At 60.2% G+C, this 14,255-nt stretch carries 13 protein-coding genes; 11 read left to right on the top strand and 2 right to left on the bottom strand.

Going from position 1 to position 14,255, the window contains the following annotated elements; genetic code table 11:
- The first annotated feature begins 54 nt into the window (after positions 1–54).
- The 11 genes from tsf to QQL79_RS06735 all read left to right on the top strand — a co-directional run bounded on the left by tsf (position 55) and on the right by QQL79_RS06735 (position 11,157).
- On the top strand, positions 55–981 hold the full coding sequence (gene tsf, locus QQL79_RS06685) for a translation elongation factor Ts (protein ID WP_284389149.1): 927 nt from the start codon (positions 55–57) through the stop codon (positions 979–981).
- 197 nt (positions 982–1,178) lie between these two features.
- The gene (gene pyrH / locus QQL79_RS06690; RefSeq protein ID WP_284389150.1) at positions 1,179–1,898 is read left to right on the top strand and encodes a UMP kinase; all 720 of its coding nucleotides are present in this window, start codon (positions 1,179–1,181) and stop codon (positions 1,896–1,898) included.
- A 17-nt stretch (positions 1,899–1,915) separates the two neighbouring features.
- A complete protein-coding gene (gene frr / locus QQL79_RS06695) occupies positions 1,916–2,476 on the top strand; it encodes a ribosome recycling factor (protein ID WP_284389152.1) in 561 nt (186 codons plus the stop codon).
- 30 nt (positions 2,477–2,506) lie between these two features.
- Positions 2,507–3,268 (top strand): polyprenyl diphosphate synthase, encoded by a 762-nt coding sequence (gene uppS / locus QQL79_RS06700; RefSeq protein ID WP_284389156.1) that lies wholly within the window; start codon positions 2,507–2,509, stop codon positions 3,266–3,268.
- Positions 3,265–4,125, top strand: coding sequence for a phosphatidate cytidylyltransferase (locus tag QQL79_RS06705; RefSeq protein WP_284389158.1), 861 nt, complete (start codon positions 3,265–3,267; stop codon positions 4,123–4,125). Before uppS ends, QQL79_RS06705 begins: the two co-directional genes overlap by 4 nt.
- 40 nt (positions 4,126–4,165) lie before the next feature.
- Complete coding sequence (rseP, locus tag QQL79_RS06710) at positions 4,166–5,302, top strand: RIP metalloprotease RseP (protein ID WP_284389160.1); 1,137 nt, start codon at positions 4,166–4,168, stop codon at positions 5,300–5,302.
- Positions 5,303–5,486: 184 nt separating this feature from the next.
- Entirely contained in the window at positions 5,487–7,610 is a 2,124-nt protein-coding gene (gene bamA / locus QQL79_RS06715; RefSeq protein WP_284389162.1) for an outer membrane protein assembly factor BamA, read from the top strand.
- A gap of 72 nt (positions 7,611–7,682) precedes the next feature.
- The gene (gene lpxD / locus QQL79_RS06720; RefSeq protein ID WP_284389164.1) at positions 7,683–8,711 is read left to right on the top strand and encodes a UDP-3-O-(3-hydroxymyristoyl)glucosamine N-acyltransferase; all 1,029 of its coding nucleotides are present in this window, start codon (positions 7,683–7,685) and stop codon (positions 8,709–8,711) included.
- Positions 8,708–9,184 carry a 3-hydroxyacyl-ACP dehydratase FabZ gene (gene fabZ / locus QQL79_RS06725; protein WP_284389166.1) on the top strand — a complete coding sequence of 159 codons (477 nt, stop codon included), beginning with the start codon at positions 8,708–8,710 and terminating at the stop codon, positions 9,182–9,184. The genes lpxD and fabZ overlap by 4 nt, the downstream gene beginning before the upstream one ends.
- Complete coding sequence (gene lpxA, locus QQL79_RS06730; protein WP_284389168.1) at positions 9,181–9,990, top strand: acyl-ACP--UDP-N-acetylglucosamine O-acyltransferase; 810 nt, start codon at positions 9,181–9,183, stop codon at positions 9,988–9,990. The genes fabZ and lpxA overlap by 4 nt, the downstream gene beginning before the upstream one ends.
- 24 nt (positions 9,991–10,014) lie before the next feature.
- Positions 10,015–11,157, top strand: a complete 1,143-nt coding sequence (locus QQL79_RS06735; protein WP_284389170.1) for a lipid-A-disaccharide synthase — start codon at positions 10,015–10,017, stop codon at positions 11,155–11,157.
- A gap of 81 nt (positions 11,158–11,238) precedes the next feature.
- On the opposite strand, the gene gltA is transcribed toward QQL79_RS06735, so the two are convergent.
- Both gltA and gltX read right to left on the bottom strand, forming a co-directional pair.
- Positions 11,239–12,528 carry a citrate synthase gene (gene gltA, locus QQL79_RS06740; protein ID WP_284389172.1) on the bottom strand — a complete coding sequence of 430 codons (1,290 nt, stop codon included), beginning with the start codon at positions 12,526–12,528 and terminating at the stop codon, positions 11,239–11,241.
- A 157-nt stretch (positions 12,529–12,685) separates the two neighbouring features.
- On the bottom strand, positions 12,686–14,104 hold the full coding sequence (gltX, locus tag QQL79_RS06745; RefSeq protein WP_284389174.1) for a glutamate--tRNA ligase: 1,419 nt from the start codon (positions 14,102–14,104) through the stop codon (positions 12,686–12,688).
- Between the last annotated feature and the right edge of the window lie 151 nt (positions 14,105–14,255).

Here is a 14,255-nt window from a genome sequence, read left to right on the forward strand (position 1 = left end):
TTCGTTTTGATCTGAAATATGCGGCCCCGCGAGGGGCCGCCAAGAGGTGTACCCATGGAAATCACTGCAGCAATGGTCAAGCAGCTCCGTGACGCGACCGGCGTCGGGATGATGGACTGCAAGAAGGCCCTGGCCGAAACCAATGGCGACATGGAAGCAGCGGTCGATTGGCTGCGCACGCGTGGCCTCGCCAAGGCCGCCAAGAAGGCTGACCGCGTTGCGGCCGAGGGCCTGGTTGGCGTTGCCACCAATGGCACCACTGCCGCCGCAGTCGAAGTCAATTCCGAGACCGACTTCGTTGCGCTCAACCAGCAGTTCCAGTCGATCGTGAGCAATGTTGCCAAGCTGGCGCTCGACGCCGATGGCGACGTGGTCAAGCTCGGCGAAATGCCGTTCCCCGGTTCGGGCCATTCGGTTTCGGCCGAGCTGACCGAAGCCATCGCCAAGATCGGCGAGAACATGAACCTGCGCCGCACGCAGACCGTTTCGGTCACCGATGGCGTGGTGGAAAGCTATGTGCATAACGCGGTCAAGCCGGGTCTGGGCAAGATCGCCATCCTGGTGGCTCTCGAGTCCACCGGCGACAAGGCTGGCCTGTCGGCTCTCGGCAAGCAGCTCGCCATGCACATTGCCGCTGCCCAGCCGCAGGCAATTGCCCCCGACGAACTGGATCAGGATGTGGTGGCTCGCGAGCGCGCCATCATTCTCGAGCAGGTCAAGGAATCGGGCAAGTCCGCCGAGATCGCCGAAAAGATGGTCGAAGGCCGCATGCGCAAATATTTCGAGGAAGTCACTCTGCTTTCGCAGGTGTTCGTCGTCGATGGCGAGACCAAGGTCGGCGACGTGCTCAAGAATGCCGAGAAGGATGTCGGCGCTCCGATCAAGCTGACCAAGTTCGTGCGTTTCGCCCTGGGCGAGGGCATCGAAAAGGTCGAGACCGACTTTGCCGCTGAAGTCGCCGCTACTGCCGGCGTAAAGTAAGCTGATTGCGGGTGGGCCTATGGGCCCATCCGCTGCTCTCCCGGCGGCCATGATTTGGCCCGGGATCGAGTGCATGACGCCGTTGCATCATTTCCACAGGTGCAGCGCTTCCCCTTGGCGGCGCTATTGCTTAGTGTCGCTCGGGTGCCGCCGGAATCGGTGCCCCATCATGTTTTGTTATCCAAGGGGTTTTGCCGATGGCGCCTGCCTACAAACGCATTCTGCTCAAGGTCTCGGGCGAAGCGCTGGCGGGGGATAATTCCTTCGGTATAGAGCCACCTTTCCTGCAAGCTATTGCCAAGCAGATTGCCGATGTCGCCAGTACGGGCGTGCAGATCGGCATCGTGGTGGGCGGCGGCAATATTTTCCGCGGCATGGCCGGCGCCGCTGACGGCACAGACCGGGTGACGGCAGACCTGATGGGGATGCTGGGGACCATGATCAACGCGCTGGCGCTGTCCAACGCGATCACCCGCCAGGGCGTCAAGGCCAAGGCATTCAGCGCCGTCACCATGCCCAACGTGGCCGATACCTTTACCGCTCGCGCCGCAAAGTCGGCGCTGGAAGACGGTTTTGTGGTTGTGCTCGGCGGGGGGATCGGCAATCCGTTTTTTACGACCGATACGGCTTCGACGCTGCGTGCTATCGAGCTTGAATGCGATGTTGTACTCAAGGGTACCAAGGTCGACGGGGTCTATTCGGACGACCCGATGAAGAACCCGGATGCGCTTCGTTATGACACGATCAGTTATGACGACGTCATCGGGAAAAACCTTAAGGTCATGGATACTGCCGCATTCGCGCTTGCCCGCGACAATTCCATGCCGATAATCGTATATGCGCTCGATGATCCGGGCGGGTTGACCGGCGTGCTTGCCGGCCAGACCCGAAGCACTCTGGTCAGCGCGTCGAACTAGACGAGAAGGACTTAGCTATGGCCGCCACTTACGACCTGAGCGAACTCAAAAGCCGGATGCAGAAATCGATCACCTCGCTGCGTGACGAACTGGGCGGGCTGCGCACGGGCCGTGCCAGCGCCAGCCTGCTGGAACCGGTGACCGTCGAGGCCTATGGTTCGCGGATGCCATTGAATCAGGTGGCGACTGTGACCGTGCCGGAGCCGCGCATGTTGAGCGTGCAGGTGTGGGATCGCCAGATGGCCAATGCTGTCGAGAAGGCCATCCGTGATAGCGGCCTGGGCCTCAATCCGATGGGGGAGGGGCAGATCATCCGCGTGCCGCTGCCCGAGCTCAACGAAGAACGCCGCCGTGAGCTGACCAAGGTTGCGCATAATTATGCCGAGCAGGCTCGCGTGGCCGTCCGCCACATTCGCCGCGATGGCATGGATGTGCTCAAGAAGGCGGAAAAGGATGGCGATATGAGCCAGGACGATGCCCGCGTGCAGAGCGACCTGGTGCAGAAAGCGACCGATGCGGCAGTGGCCGAGATCGATACGGTTGTCGCTGCCAAGGAACAGGAAATCATGCAGGTCTAAGCTTGCACCCACTGCGCCAGGAGAGCGTGGATGTCCATCGACCCCGCCAGCATTGTCGAAGTTGCACCGCGCGCCTCGCTGCGCATTCCGGCGCATCTTGGCGTGATCATGGATGGCAATGGCCGCTGGGCGAAAGCACGGGGCAAGCGCCGCACCGAAGGGCATATCGAGGGCGTCAAGGCGCTACGCAACCTTGTCGAGCTATGCATCAATTACGGTGTGGCAAACCTTACGGTGTTCAGTTTCTCATCAGAGAACTGGACGCGTCCAAAAGACGAAATAATATTTATTTTCAATCTTTTGAGGCGCTTTGTTGCTTCGGATTTGCAACGGCTTATCCGCAATAATGTGCAAGTGCGGATCATCGGGTCGCGCGAGGGGCTGGAGCCGTCCCTGATCCGGCTCATTGATGATGTCGAGGCCAAGACGGCGGCGAATACCGGCCTCGTGTTGATTGTCGCCTTCAATTATGGCGGCAAGGCCGAAATCGTTGACGCGACGCGGCGGATTGCCAGCGAGGTTGCCGCGGGGCGACTGGCGCCGGAGCAGATTTCCGAGGCAACCATCGAGGCAGCGCTCTATACGACCGGCATTCCTCATCCCGACGTCATCGTCCGCACCAGCGGCGAGCAGCGCATTTCCAATTTCCTGCTCTGGCAGGCGGCCTATTCGGAATTCGTCTTCGTAGACGATTACTGGCCCGACTTTAACGAGACCGCATTCCTCCGCGTGCTGGAGATTTTTTCCCAGCGGGTCAGGCGGTTCGGCGGTATCGAGGCGGCGTCACCTTGACCAGTCCAGGCGATTCTTCGTCAGAGCCATCTGCCAATCGCCGCCGCTTGTGGGCCGATCTCGGGCCCCGTCTCGTCTCCGCCGCCGTACTGATCGCATTGACTGCCACGGCGCTTTATGTGGGCAGCTATCTGTTCGCGGCTGTTGTCGGAGGTGTATTTGGCGGCGCCTATCGCGAATGGGAAACCATGGTGTCGCGCGCGCCGCTTACCCCTGGCGGAATGGTGCTCATCGGGCTGGTGGCCCTATCCGGCCTGATTTTTCCGCTATTTGGAGTAATTGGCAGCGCCGGCGTCATTGCCGTGGCTTGCGTCGTGGCCTTGGCCATGCGTGGCGAGGGGCTGTGGTGGCGCGTGCTTGGTCTGGTCATCTATGGCGCGATCATTATCGCCGCCCTGACCATGCGGGGCACAACCATGGCGGGCGTCTGGGCCGGCGTCTATCTGGGCACGGTTGTTTGGATGACTGATTCTGCGGCATTTTTCACCGGCCGGCAGATCGGTGGAGAGAAGCTGGCGCCCGATATTTCGCCCTCAAAAACCTGGTCGGGTGCGCTCGGTGGATTGGCCCTGGGGGTAGGGGCCGGGATGCTGGTCTGGATCGTGGTGACGGAATCGCCGTGGTGGATAGGGTTGGTGCTGTCCATTGCTATCAGCGTGCTGGGGCAGGCTGGCGACCTCACCGAGAGCGCAATCAAACGTCATTTCCGCATCAAGGATAGCGGCGATATCATTCCGGGGCATGGCGGTCTGATGGATCGGCTCGACAGCCTTACATTCGGCGTGTTGCTGGTCGTCCTTGTCGGCGGGTTGCATGCCGGCTTCGGCTCTGTCGCCGAGGGACTGCTCCATTGGTGATGACTCGGCCGCTGGCGCGGCCGGCTCGATAAGGACCGACATGTTCGACTTTGCATTCTGGTTGCTTTCTTACGTCGTTCCGTTTCTGGCGGTGCTGACCATCATCGTCTTCGTTCATGAAATGGGGCACTACCTCGTTGCCCGGTGGAATGGGGTGGCGATCCAGACCTTTTCGATCGGGTTTGGCCGCGAGTTGATCGGCTGGGATGACAGGCACGGTACGCGCTGGCGGATTTCAGCGATTCCGCTGGGTGGTTATGTGCGCTTTGTCGGCGACATGAACGCAGCGAGCGTGCCCGATGCCGAGAGCGTGGCCAATGCCGATCCGGAGCTGGCCCCAAGGCTGTTTGCCAACAAGAATGTCTGGCAACGCATTGCCGTTGTTGTGGCGGGGCCGATTGCCAATCTCATCCTCACCTTCGTCATTCTCTATGGCCTTCTGGTGGGGTATGGCCGCTATACGGTGCCACCGGTAATCGGGGAGGTGACGGTAGCCTCCGTCGCCGAGGCGGCGGGCCTTGAAGCGGGCGACAATGTCGTGTCAGTGGATGGCTATGCCGTGCGCAGTTTCGACGATTTCCAGCGTTTCATCGCGACCGCACCCGAACGGCATGTGAGCATCGTGGTTGATCGCAACGGCACCCAAAAAACCCTCGAGCTGGTGCCCGAGGCTGTCGAGACGCAGGACCGTTTCGGCAATAACCAGCGGATTGGCCGGATCGGGGTGAGTCGAACCATCGATGAGGCTGATGTGACGCTGTATCGGCCGGGGCCGGTGGAGGCAGTGGGGATGACCTTCGAGGAAATCCGCTTCATCGTGCAGCGCACGGGAGCCTTTCTTGGGGATTTCTTCGTCGGCCGGGGTGATGTCGAGCAGCTGGGCGGGCCGGTCAGAGTGGCCAAGGTTTCCGGGCAAGTGGCGACATTGGGCGTGGTTGCGCTCATCAATCTGACAGCGTTGTTGTCGCTTAATATCGGAATCTTCAACCTTTTACCCGTACCCATGCTCGACGGCGGGCACTTATTGTACTATCTCGTCGAAGCTGTGAGAGGGCGACCGCTCAGCATGAGAGTTCAGGAAATAGGGTTCCGTTTCGGATTTGCCCTGGTCCTGGCACTGATGGTGTTCACGCTCTTTAACGACACACTGTTCGCTTATCTCAGAACCTTGGGTTAACCTCTGGTTAGCCTTGGTTCGCAAGGTGTTGCAGGAATACAAGGGCACCAATCATTTGCTAACCGCGTCGAGGCTTCCGCCTTGCCGTTGGTTAAAAAGACGGTAAAACGGTGCAATGGAGTTTGCTTGGGGGAGCGCTGTGCATGGCGAATCCTCGGGCCTGGTCGCAGAAGGCAATAAAAATATGATCCACCCCACCAAGCTGATGCGCGGCGCTTTCTTCGCGCTGGCAATCCTGGGCGCTGCCCCGCTGGCAGGCTCCGGTGTTCCGCTTCTTGGCGTTGTCTCTGCTCATGCCCAGCAACAGCTTGTTGGCTCGGTATTGTTCGAGGGTAACCGCCGCTTCTCCGACAAGCAGCTGCTCGCCATGGTCGATATGTCGGCCTCGGGCATCTTCTCGCAGCAGCGATTGGCTGCTGATGCCGAGAGCATTCGTCAGGCCTATGATCGCGACGGCTTCCGCGGCGTCACGGTGACCCCGCGTACCGAAGCGACGGCCGATGGCCGCGTTCGTGTGACCTTCGTGGTCAATGAAGGTGATCGCGCTGGTATCGCAGCGATCAACTTCACCGGCAATAATGCGTTCAATTCCGGCAACCTCAAGGGCGCCATGCTCACCAAGGAAACCGGCATTCTGAGCTGGCTTTTCAAGGATGACACCTATGACGAGCAGAAGATCGCCGTCGATCGTGAGCGCATCCGCCTTTACTACGCCAATCGCGGCTATCCCGATACGCAGGTGACTTCGGTCGGCGAGTTCGATGCGTCGCGCAACGCGTATTTCATCAATTTCACGATCAATGAAGGCCAGAAGTACAGCTTCGGCAAGGTTGGTATCGAGACCAGCATCAATGGTCTGGATACCAATGCGCTGACCGGTTCCGTGGATACTCGCGAGGGTGGTGGCTACTCGGTTACCGACCTGCAGAAGACCATCGAAGATATGTCCTATCAGGCGACGTCACAGGGCTATGCCTTTGCCGATGTTCGCGCTCGCCTTGACCGTGACGTCACCAACGGCCGGTTCAATGTCACCTATCTGGTGGACGAGGGTGCTCGTATCTATGTCGAGCGCATCAATATCACCGGTAACACCAAGACCCGCGATTTCGTGATCCGGCGTGAGCTGGAATTCGGTGAAGGCGACCCCTTCAACCGTTCGATGGTGATCCGTGGCCGCAAAAATATCGAGGCGCTTGGCTTCTTCTCGGCCGTGCAGCTGTCGACGGCTCCTGGCTCGGCTGCCGACAAGGTTGTGCTGAATATTGCCGTGACCGAGCAATCGACCGGTGAATATGGTGCGACCGCGGGCTATTCGACCTCGGAAGGCATTCTGGGTGAGATCTCGCTAACTGAACGCAATTTCCTGGGGCGTGGCCAGTATCTGCGTGCCGCTATCGGCGCGTCGGAATCGGGTCGTACCTTCGACTTCTCGTTCACCGAGCCTCGTTTCATGGGTCTCAAGGTCGCGGCGGGCGTTGATGCCTATCACCGCATTACCGACGAGAACTCCAGGAACTTCTATGGCGTCCAGGCGACCGGCGGCCAGCTGCGTGCCAGCATGCCGATCATCAGCGACCTGACGGCCACGGTGTTTGTCGGCGCGGAGCGCAAGCACATCACCGATACCGACCTGACTTACAAGTCTCTGCTCGTCAATGACGGCGACGAATACTACAAGGCGTTCGTTGGCTATACGCTGACCTGGAATGGCGTCGATGACACCAAGAACCCGACGGAAGGTCTCTATGGTACCTTCACGCAGCAGTATATCGGCTGGGATCATAACCTGCTGAAGACTGAGGCGCGGGCTCGCTACTTCGTGCCGCTGCTCGACGATAGCGGTATTGTTGCCAGCGTTCGCGGTCAGGCCGGTGTGATCAATGACTTCAGCGGCGACGGCGTCAGCCCGGTGGAAGCCTTCATGCCTGGTTCGCAGCTGATCCGTGGCTTCGAGAGCCGTGGCTTGGGGCCGCGTATCGTGGGCGACCAGTATCTGGGTGCGACGCTCTATGCAGGCATCTCGGGTGAAATCGAGTTCCCGCTGCCGATCCTGCCGGAAACCTATGGCTTGTCTGGTGCTGTTTGGGCTGATGCTGCCTGGATCAGCGGTTCCGATCTGCCGAACAGCAATGGCAATGCGATTGACCCGAACAGCGTCGACTCGCCGTGGCGGACGTCGATTGGTGCCTCGCTGATCTGGGACTCGCCGTTTGGTCCGCTGCGTGGTGACTTTGCTCACGTCCTCAGCAAGTCGTCTGCGGATCGTACCCAGGTGTTCCAGTTGACCCTGCAAACTCTGCTCTAGTCTAAAGTGCAGTAACTCAGTTATTGAGCCGCGGGGCGGTAGCGCCGCGGCTCAACTGTTTTAAGTGATGACATGGTCGATACCCGATTTCATCGTTTCGCCGGAACGGCGACTCTTGGCGCCATCCTGAACGCGGCTGGTCGCAGCGAATTGCTTCCTCTGGTTGCAAAGGACGACCCTGTCATTTCGGGCGTAGCCGAGCTGGACCTGGCTGGGCAAGACGAATTGGCACTGGCCGCCCACACGGACTATCTCGATGCGCTGCGCGAGACGACGGCAGGCGCCGTCATTGTCTCTCAGGCGCTGCGCGATGCGGTGCCTGCGGGCACTATGGCCATAGTTGTCGATAAGCCGCATCACCTCTTCGCCGATATTTTGGACCAGCTCTATCCGTCCAATACCCGTTCGGTCATTTCAGCGGGCCGAGATGACTTGGGAGCACCGATCCTTGAGCGCGATGTCATATTGGGTTCCAATGTCGTGGTTGGCGCCGGCGTCGAGATTGGCCGCGGCACTATCATCGGCGCCAATACGGTAATCGGGGCCGGTGTCACTATCGGCCGCAATTGCATTATCGCGGCCAATTGCACCATCGAATGTGCACATATCGGCAATGACGTAGTCATTCATTCGGGCGTGCGTATCGGCACCGAAGGCTTCGGCTGGCTGGATTTTGGCACTGCCAACCGCAAACTGCCCCAATTGGGCCGCGTGCTGTTACAGGACCGGGTCGAGGTCGGTGCCAATTCAACCATCGATCGCGGCGCTCTGGGCGATACGATGGTGGGGGAAGGCACCAAGATCGATAATCTGGTGCAGATCGGCCATAACTGCCGTATCGGCCGCAATTGCATTATCGCGGCGATGAGTGGCCTGGCAGGATCAACCATCGTGGAAGACAGCGTCCTGATGGGCGGCGGAGCAGGCACCTCCGGTCACCTGACGATCGGCGCGGGTTCGGTGATACATGGCCGGGCGGCGGTGACCAAGGACTGGCCGGCGGGATCGAAACTTGCCGGAGCTCCAGCGCAAGATATAAGAGATTTCTGGCGCGAGATTGCTACGATGCGCAAACTATCAAAAGGGGACAAGCGGGGATGACCGACAGCGCGATAGAGGGCACTGAACTTGCGGCGATGGATATCGCTGAAATTCTCAGAAGCCTGCCTCACCGCTATCCGTTCCTGATGATCGACAAGATTATCAAGATCGACGGCGACGAGACGGCCGTGGGCATCAAGAACGTGACCTTCAATGAGCCCATTTTCCAGGGCCATTTTCCCGAGAATCCCATTTTCCCGGGCGTGCTGATCATCGAAGGCATGGCTCAGACGGCCGGTGCGATCGTGATCAAACATGATGCGGGGGGCGGCAAGAAAAACATCGTCTTGATGCTTGGTGTGGACAAGGCCAAGTTCCGCAAGCCGGCCGGTCCTGGCGATGTTATCGAGTTTCATATTGCCAAGATTCAGCGCCGGCGGAACGTTGGCCGCTATGAAGCCAAGGCCATTGTCGAAGGCACCGTAATCGCAGAAGCGGAGATCACTGCCATGATCATCGAGGCGACATCGTGAGCGATGCCGCGATCCATCCGTCAGCGATTGTCGGACCAAATGCGCGCATTGGCAAAGGCGTTAAGATCGGCCCTTACTGTACAGTGGGTGACAATGTCATTCTCCATGACAATGTGGAGCTGGTCTCGCATGCCGTCGTGGACGGCCATACGGAAGTTGGCGCGGGTTCGCGGATATTTCCCTTCGCTTCGGTGGGCCTCCAGCCGCAGGATCGCAAATATCACGGGGAAAATTCCCGCCTGGTAATTGGCGAACGTTGCACCATCCGGGAGGGGGCGACACTCAACCCCGGCACTGAAGGCGGTGGCATGCTGACCAAGATCGGCGATGACTGCCTGATCATGGCCGGCGCTCACGTTGCTCACGATGCCATTCTCGGCAACAACGTCATAATGGCCAATTATGTGGGCATTGCCGGCCATTGCCAGGTTGGCGATAATGTCATTTTCGGCGGCAGTTGCGTCGTGCACCAATTTACGCGGGTGGGGGCACATGCCTTTATCGGCGCCCACTCCATGATTGATGGCGACGTGATCCCCTATGGCATGGCCGTTGGCAACAGAGCGGTACTGACGGGGCTCAACCTGGTCGGGCTCAAGCGCTACAAGTTTGATCGCGAGGCGATCCATAAGCTGCGGGCGGCCTACCGGATGATTTTTGCCAGCGAAGGCACGCTGCGGGAGCGCGTCGAGGATGCAGCCGAACTGTTCAAGGGTAATGCCCTGGTACAGGATGTGGTAGCTTTCATAACAGCCGCGTCCGATCGGCCGATCCTGCTGCCGCGCAACGGCCCAACGCTCGAATAGGCCCCCAAAGCGGAGCGGCAACGCATGACCTTACCTATTGCGCGGCCGCTCAAGCTTTTCGTGTTGGCTGGCGAGCCTTCGGGCGACCGGATTGCCGCCGATGTGGTCCGCCGGCTGCGCGAGCGGACGCCGGTAGATTTGAGCGGTGTCGGTGGCGAAGAGCTGAGCGGGCAGGGGCTGCAATCGCTGTTCCCCATGAGCGATCTGGCTGTAATGGGCGTCACCGACGTCCTGAAACGGCTACCGCTGCTATTGTGGCGGATTGAGCAGACGGCGCGCGCCATCAGGGCTAGTCAGCCGGATATCGTCGTGCTGTTCGATGCGCAGGATTTTTCAGCGCTGTTGGCGCGGCGCTTGCGCCGCAAGGGTTATGATCGACCGATCCTGCTCTATGTGGCGCCATCAGTATGGGCGCGCTCGCCAGGCCGGGCGCCAAAGCTGGTGCCGCTGTTCAACGAAGTGCTGGCCGTATTGCCGTTTGAACCCGGGGTCATGTCCCGGCTCGGCGGCCCGCCCACGGCTTATGTGGGGCATCCGGCATTGGGCGAGCGGCTCACACTGAGGGATGCGGTCGACACCGGGCCGATGGTGCTTCTGCCGGGGAGCCGCGATGGTGAGTTGCGTCGGCATCTGCCTTTGTTCCGGCAGGTAGCGGCAGAGGTAGCAAACCATCCGGCGGTGAGCGGTTTCGTTATTCCAACGCTACCGGCACTGGCCGAGCGGCTGCGCCGCGAGGTAGCTGACTGGCCTGTGCCGGTCACGGTGATTTCCGAGCGCTCTGCACGCGCCGCGCTTTATGAGCGGGCAGTGCTGGCACTGGCCGTTTCGGGCACGGCGACGCTGGAACTGGCGTTGGCCGGTGTGCCCATGGTGATCAGCTATGTCATGGACGGGCACCAGGCGCGGGTCTACGAGAAGATCAACCGGCCGATGATCGGCTTGCCCAATATCGTCCTCAAGCGCCTGGCGGCACCGGAACTGGTATTGTCGCAGCCGGACGCAGGCTTGTTACTTAGTGCCGTGCGGGTGTTGCTCGACGACAAGGCCGCCCGTCAGGCACAGATCGAAGCCTTTGGCGAGATGTCGAATTTGATGGAATATGGCGAGGCCGATGCGCCGCGACAGGACCCGGCGGAGCGGATATTGGCCTGGTGGCCGCGGAGCTAGTTCCCAGCGAAACGACCCGCGCCGCGCGCTGCGGAATCGAATAGGGCCGTATCCAAATCGGATACGGCCCTATTATTTGTCTTAACGGGTTGCGATCGGCTCGAAATCGCGGGCAGGAGAGCCGTTGTAGAGCTGGCGGGGGCGGCCGATTTTCTTCTGCGGGTCGGCGATCATTTCCTTCCACTGCGAAATCCAGCCGACGGTGCGCGCGACGGCGAACAGCACGGTGAACATCGAGGTGGGGAAGCCGATGGCTTCGAGGATAACGCCGGAATAGAAATCGACGTTTGGATAGAGCTTGCGATCGATGAAATAGGGATCTTCGAGCGCGATCCGCTCGAGTTCCTGAGCGACTTGCAGGGTGGGATTATTGTGCACGCCGAGCAGATCGAGCACTTCCTTGGCGGTGGCCTGCATCACCGTGGCGCGCGGGTCGAAGTTCTTGTAGACGCGGTGACCAAAGCCCATCAGGCGGAACGGATCGTTCTTGTCCTTGGCACGCTCAATGAATTCGGGGATGCGGTCGACGGTGCCGATTTCCTTGAGCATATTGAGCGCGGCTTCATTGGCGCCGCCATGGGCCGGACCCCAGAGGCAGGCAACGCCGGCGGCGATACAGGCGAAGGGGTTGGCATCGGACGAGCCGGAGAGGCGCACGGTCGACGTCGAGGCGTTCTGCTCGTGATCGGCATGGAGCGTGAAGATCAGGTCCATGGCGCGGGCGATGCGGGGATCGACCTTGTATTCCTCGGCCGGAACGGCAAAGCACATATGCAGGAAATTGGCCGCATAATCGAGATCGTTGCGCGGATAGACGAAGGGCTGGCCGACCGAATATTTGTAGGCCATGGCGGCGATCGTCGGCATTTTGGCGATCATGCGGATCGAGGCGATCTCGCGCTGGCGCGGATCGTTGATATCAGTGGAGTCATGGTAGAAGGCGGCCATAGCGCCGACCACGCCGGTCATGACAGCCATTGGGTGGGCGTCGCGGCGGAAGCCACGGAAGAAATAGTGCATCTGCTCATGCACCATGGTGTGGCGGGTCACCAGCTCGTCGAATTCGGCCATCTGGGCCTTGCTGGGCAGCTCGCCGTAGAGCAGCAGATAGCAGACTTCGAGGTAATTGCTCTTGGCGGCAAGCTGGTCGATCGGATAGCCGCGATAGAGCAATTCGCCCTTGTCGCCATCGATATAGGTGATCGCGCTATCGCAAGCGGCCGTCGAGGTGAAGCCGGGATCGTAGGTGAACAGCCCGGTCTTGGCGTATAGAGATCGGATGTCGATCACTTCAGGCCCGACAGATCCGGCCAGTACCGGAAATTCGTAAGTCTGGTCCCCGATGACGAGTTTGGCGACTTTATCGGTCATTCAGCTCTCCTCGAAGGCCCCTGAACCCCACAAAGAAGGAAGTTTCGGTGGGGATGGGGCCGCAAAATTTGGCGGTCTTGAGTGTGTCGGGATTGGTACCAGTTTTTGCCCGACCGAAGCAACTAATGGGTAAGCAAGGCTTACCCTCCTAATAGCACTAGACAGCGCTGATCTGATCCTCCAGGCGAGCCATGCTTTCCTCGCGGCCGATCAACACCATGACCTCGAAAATGCCCGGCGAGACGGTCCGTCCGGTGAGGGCGGCGCGCAGGGGTTGGGCGAGTTTGCCCAGCTTGAGTCCCTTGGTTTCGGCAAGCGCACGCATGGCGGCGTCAATGGCTGGAACGCTCCACTCGTTGAGGCCGCGCAGGGTTTCTTCCATATCGGCCAGAACGCCACGGGCATCTGGGGTCAACAGAGCCGATGCTGCTGCGTCGATAGCAAGCGGACGTGACGCATAGATGAACTGGGCGAGATCGATCAGCTCGAGAATGGTCTTGGCGCGGGGTTGCAGCTCGGGCAGGGCGGCGAGGGCGGTGGCCTTGTTCGCCACCAGGCCTTCGAGATCGGCCAGGCGGCCGACTTCCTCGGCCGTCGCGACCATGATGTCGTAGAGATAATCCGGCTTGGCCTCGCGGATATAATGGCCGTTAATGCTCTCGAGCTTGACGAAATCGAAGCGGGCGGCGCCCTTGTTCAGGCCTTCGAGGCTGAACCACTCCACCATCTGCTCGGTGGAGAAAATCTCGTCGTCGTCATGGCTCCAGCCCAGGCGGGCGAGATAATTGCGCAATGCCTCGGGCAGATAGCCCATCTGGCGATAGGCCTCGACGCCTAGCGCACCATGGCGCTTGGAGAGCTTGGCGCCATCGGGGCCGTGAATCAGGGGGATGTGGGACATGTCCGGCACGGTCCAGCCCATCGCATTGTAGATGACGATCTGGCGGGCGGCATTGGTCAGATGGTCGTCGCCCCGGATAATGTGGGTGACGCCCATATCGTGATCGTCGACCACCACGGCATGCATATAGGTGGGCGTGCCGTCAGAGCGCAGGATGATGAAATCATCCAGATTCTCGGTTTTGAACACGACCTTGCCCTGAACGTGATCGTTGACGACGATCTCGCCGGTAAGAGGAGCCTTGATGCGGATGACGGGCTCGACGCCGGCCGGAGCTTCCTTAGGGTCGCGGTCTCGCCAATAGCCATTGTAGCGCGGGGGCTTGCCTGCGGCACGGGCTTCTTCGCGCATCTGGTCAAGCTCGGCGGGCGAGCAATAGCAATAATAGGCATGGCCCATTTTCACCAGCTCATGGGCGATTTCGGCATGGCGGGCGGCGCGGCCGAACTGGCTGATCGGCTCGCCCTCCCAGGTGAGGCCGAGCCAGGTGAGCCCATCGATAAGCGCGGTGACAGCTGCTTCGGTCGAGCGTTCGCGGTCGGTATCTTCGATGCGCAGGAGCATTTTGCCGCCGGTCTTGCGGGCATAGGCCCAATTGAACAGCGCCGTGCGGGCACCGCCAATATGCAGATAACCGGTGGGCGAAGGAGCGAAGCGGGTGACAACCTGGGACATGGCGACCGGAAAGTTTGGACGAATTTGCGAGCCGTGTGTACCATAGAGGGGCACGAGCGCAAGGGCGGGGGCTAGGCGGGTGCTAGGGGCAGAAACACTTGAGCCGAGGACCGCGCCGGAACGGGCAAGAGCGCGGCCGAAAAAATCTCCA

It is taken from the genome of Devosia yakushimensis, from assembly GCF_030159855.1.
In the GTDB taxonomy this organism is placed as follows: domain Bacteria; phylum Pseudomonadota; class Alphaproteobacteria; order Rhizobiales; family Devosiaceae; genus Devosia; species Devosia yakushimensis.

Coding starts and splice junctions, on each gene's coding strand:
- fabZ (WP_284389166.1), top strand. CDS start 8,708: ATGACCGACAGCGCGATAGAGGGCACTGAACTTGCGGCGATGGATATC.
- uppS (WP_284389156.1), top strand. CDS start 2,507: ATGTCCATCGACCCCGCCAGCATTGTCGAAGTTGCACCGCGCGCCTCG.
- bamA (WP_284389162.1), top strand. CDS start 5,487: ATGATCCACCCCACCAAGCTGATGCGCGGCGCTTTCTTCGCGCTGGCA.
- rseP (WP_284389160.1), top strand. CDS start 4,166: ATGTTCGACTTTGCATTCTGGTTGCTTTCTTACGTCGTTCCGTTTCTG.
- gltA (WP_284389172.1), bottom strand. CDS start 12,528: ATGACCGATAAAGTCGCCAAACTCGTCATCGGGGACCAGACTTACGAA.
- tsf (WP_284389149.1), top strand. CDS start 55: ATGGAAATCACTGCAGCAATGGTCAAGCAGCTCCGTGACGCGACCGGC.
- lpxD (WP_284389164.1), top strand. CDS start 7,683: ATGGTCGATACCCGATTTCATCGTTTCGCCGGAACGGCGACTCTTGGC.
- pyrH (WP_284389150.1), top strand. CDS start 1,179: ATGGCGCCTGCCTACAAACGCATTCTGCTCAAGGTCTCGGGCGAAGCG.
- frr (WP_284389152.1), top strand. CDS start 1,916: ATGGCCGCCACTTACGACCTGAGCGAACTCAAAAGCCGGATGCAGAAA.
- gltX (WP_284389174.1), bottom strand. CDS start 14,104: ATGTCCCAGGTTGTCACCCGCTTCGCTCCTTCGCCCACCGGTTATCTG.
- QQL79_RS06735 (WP_284389170.1), top strand. CDS start 10,015: ATGACCTTACCTATTGCGCGGCCGCTCAAGCTTTTCGTGTTGGCTGGC.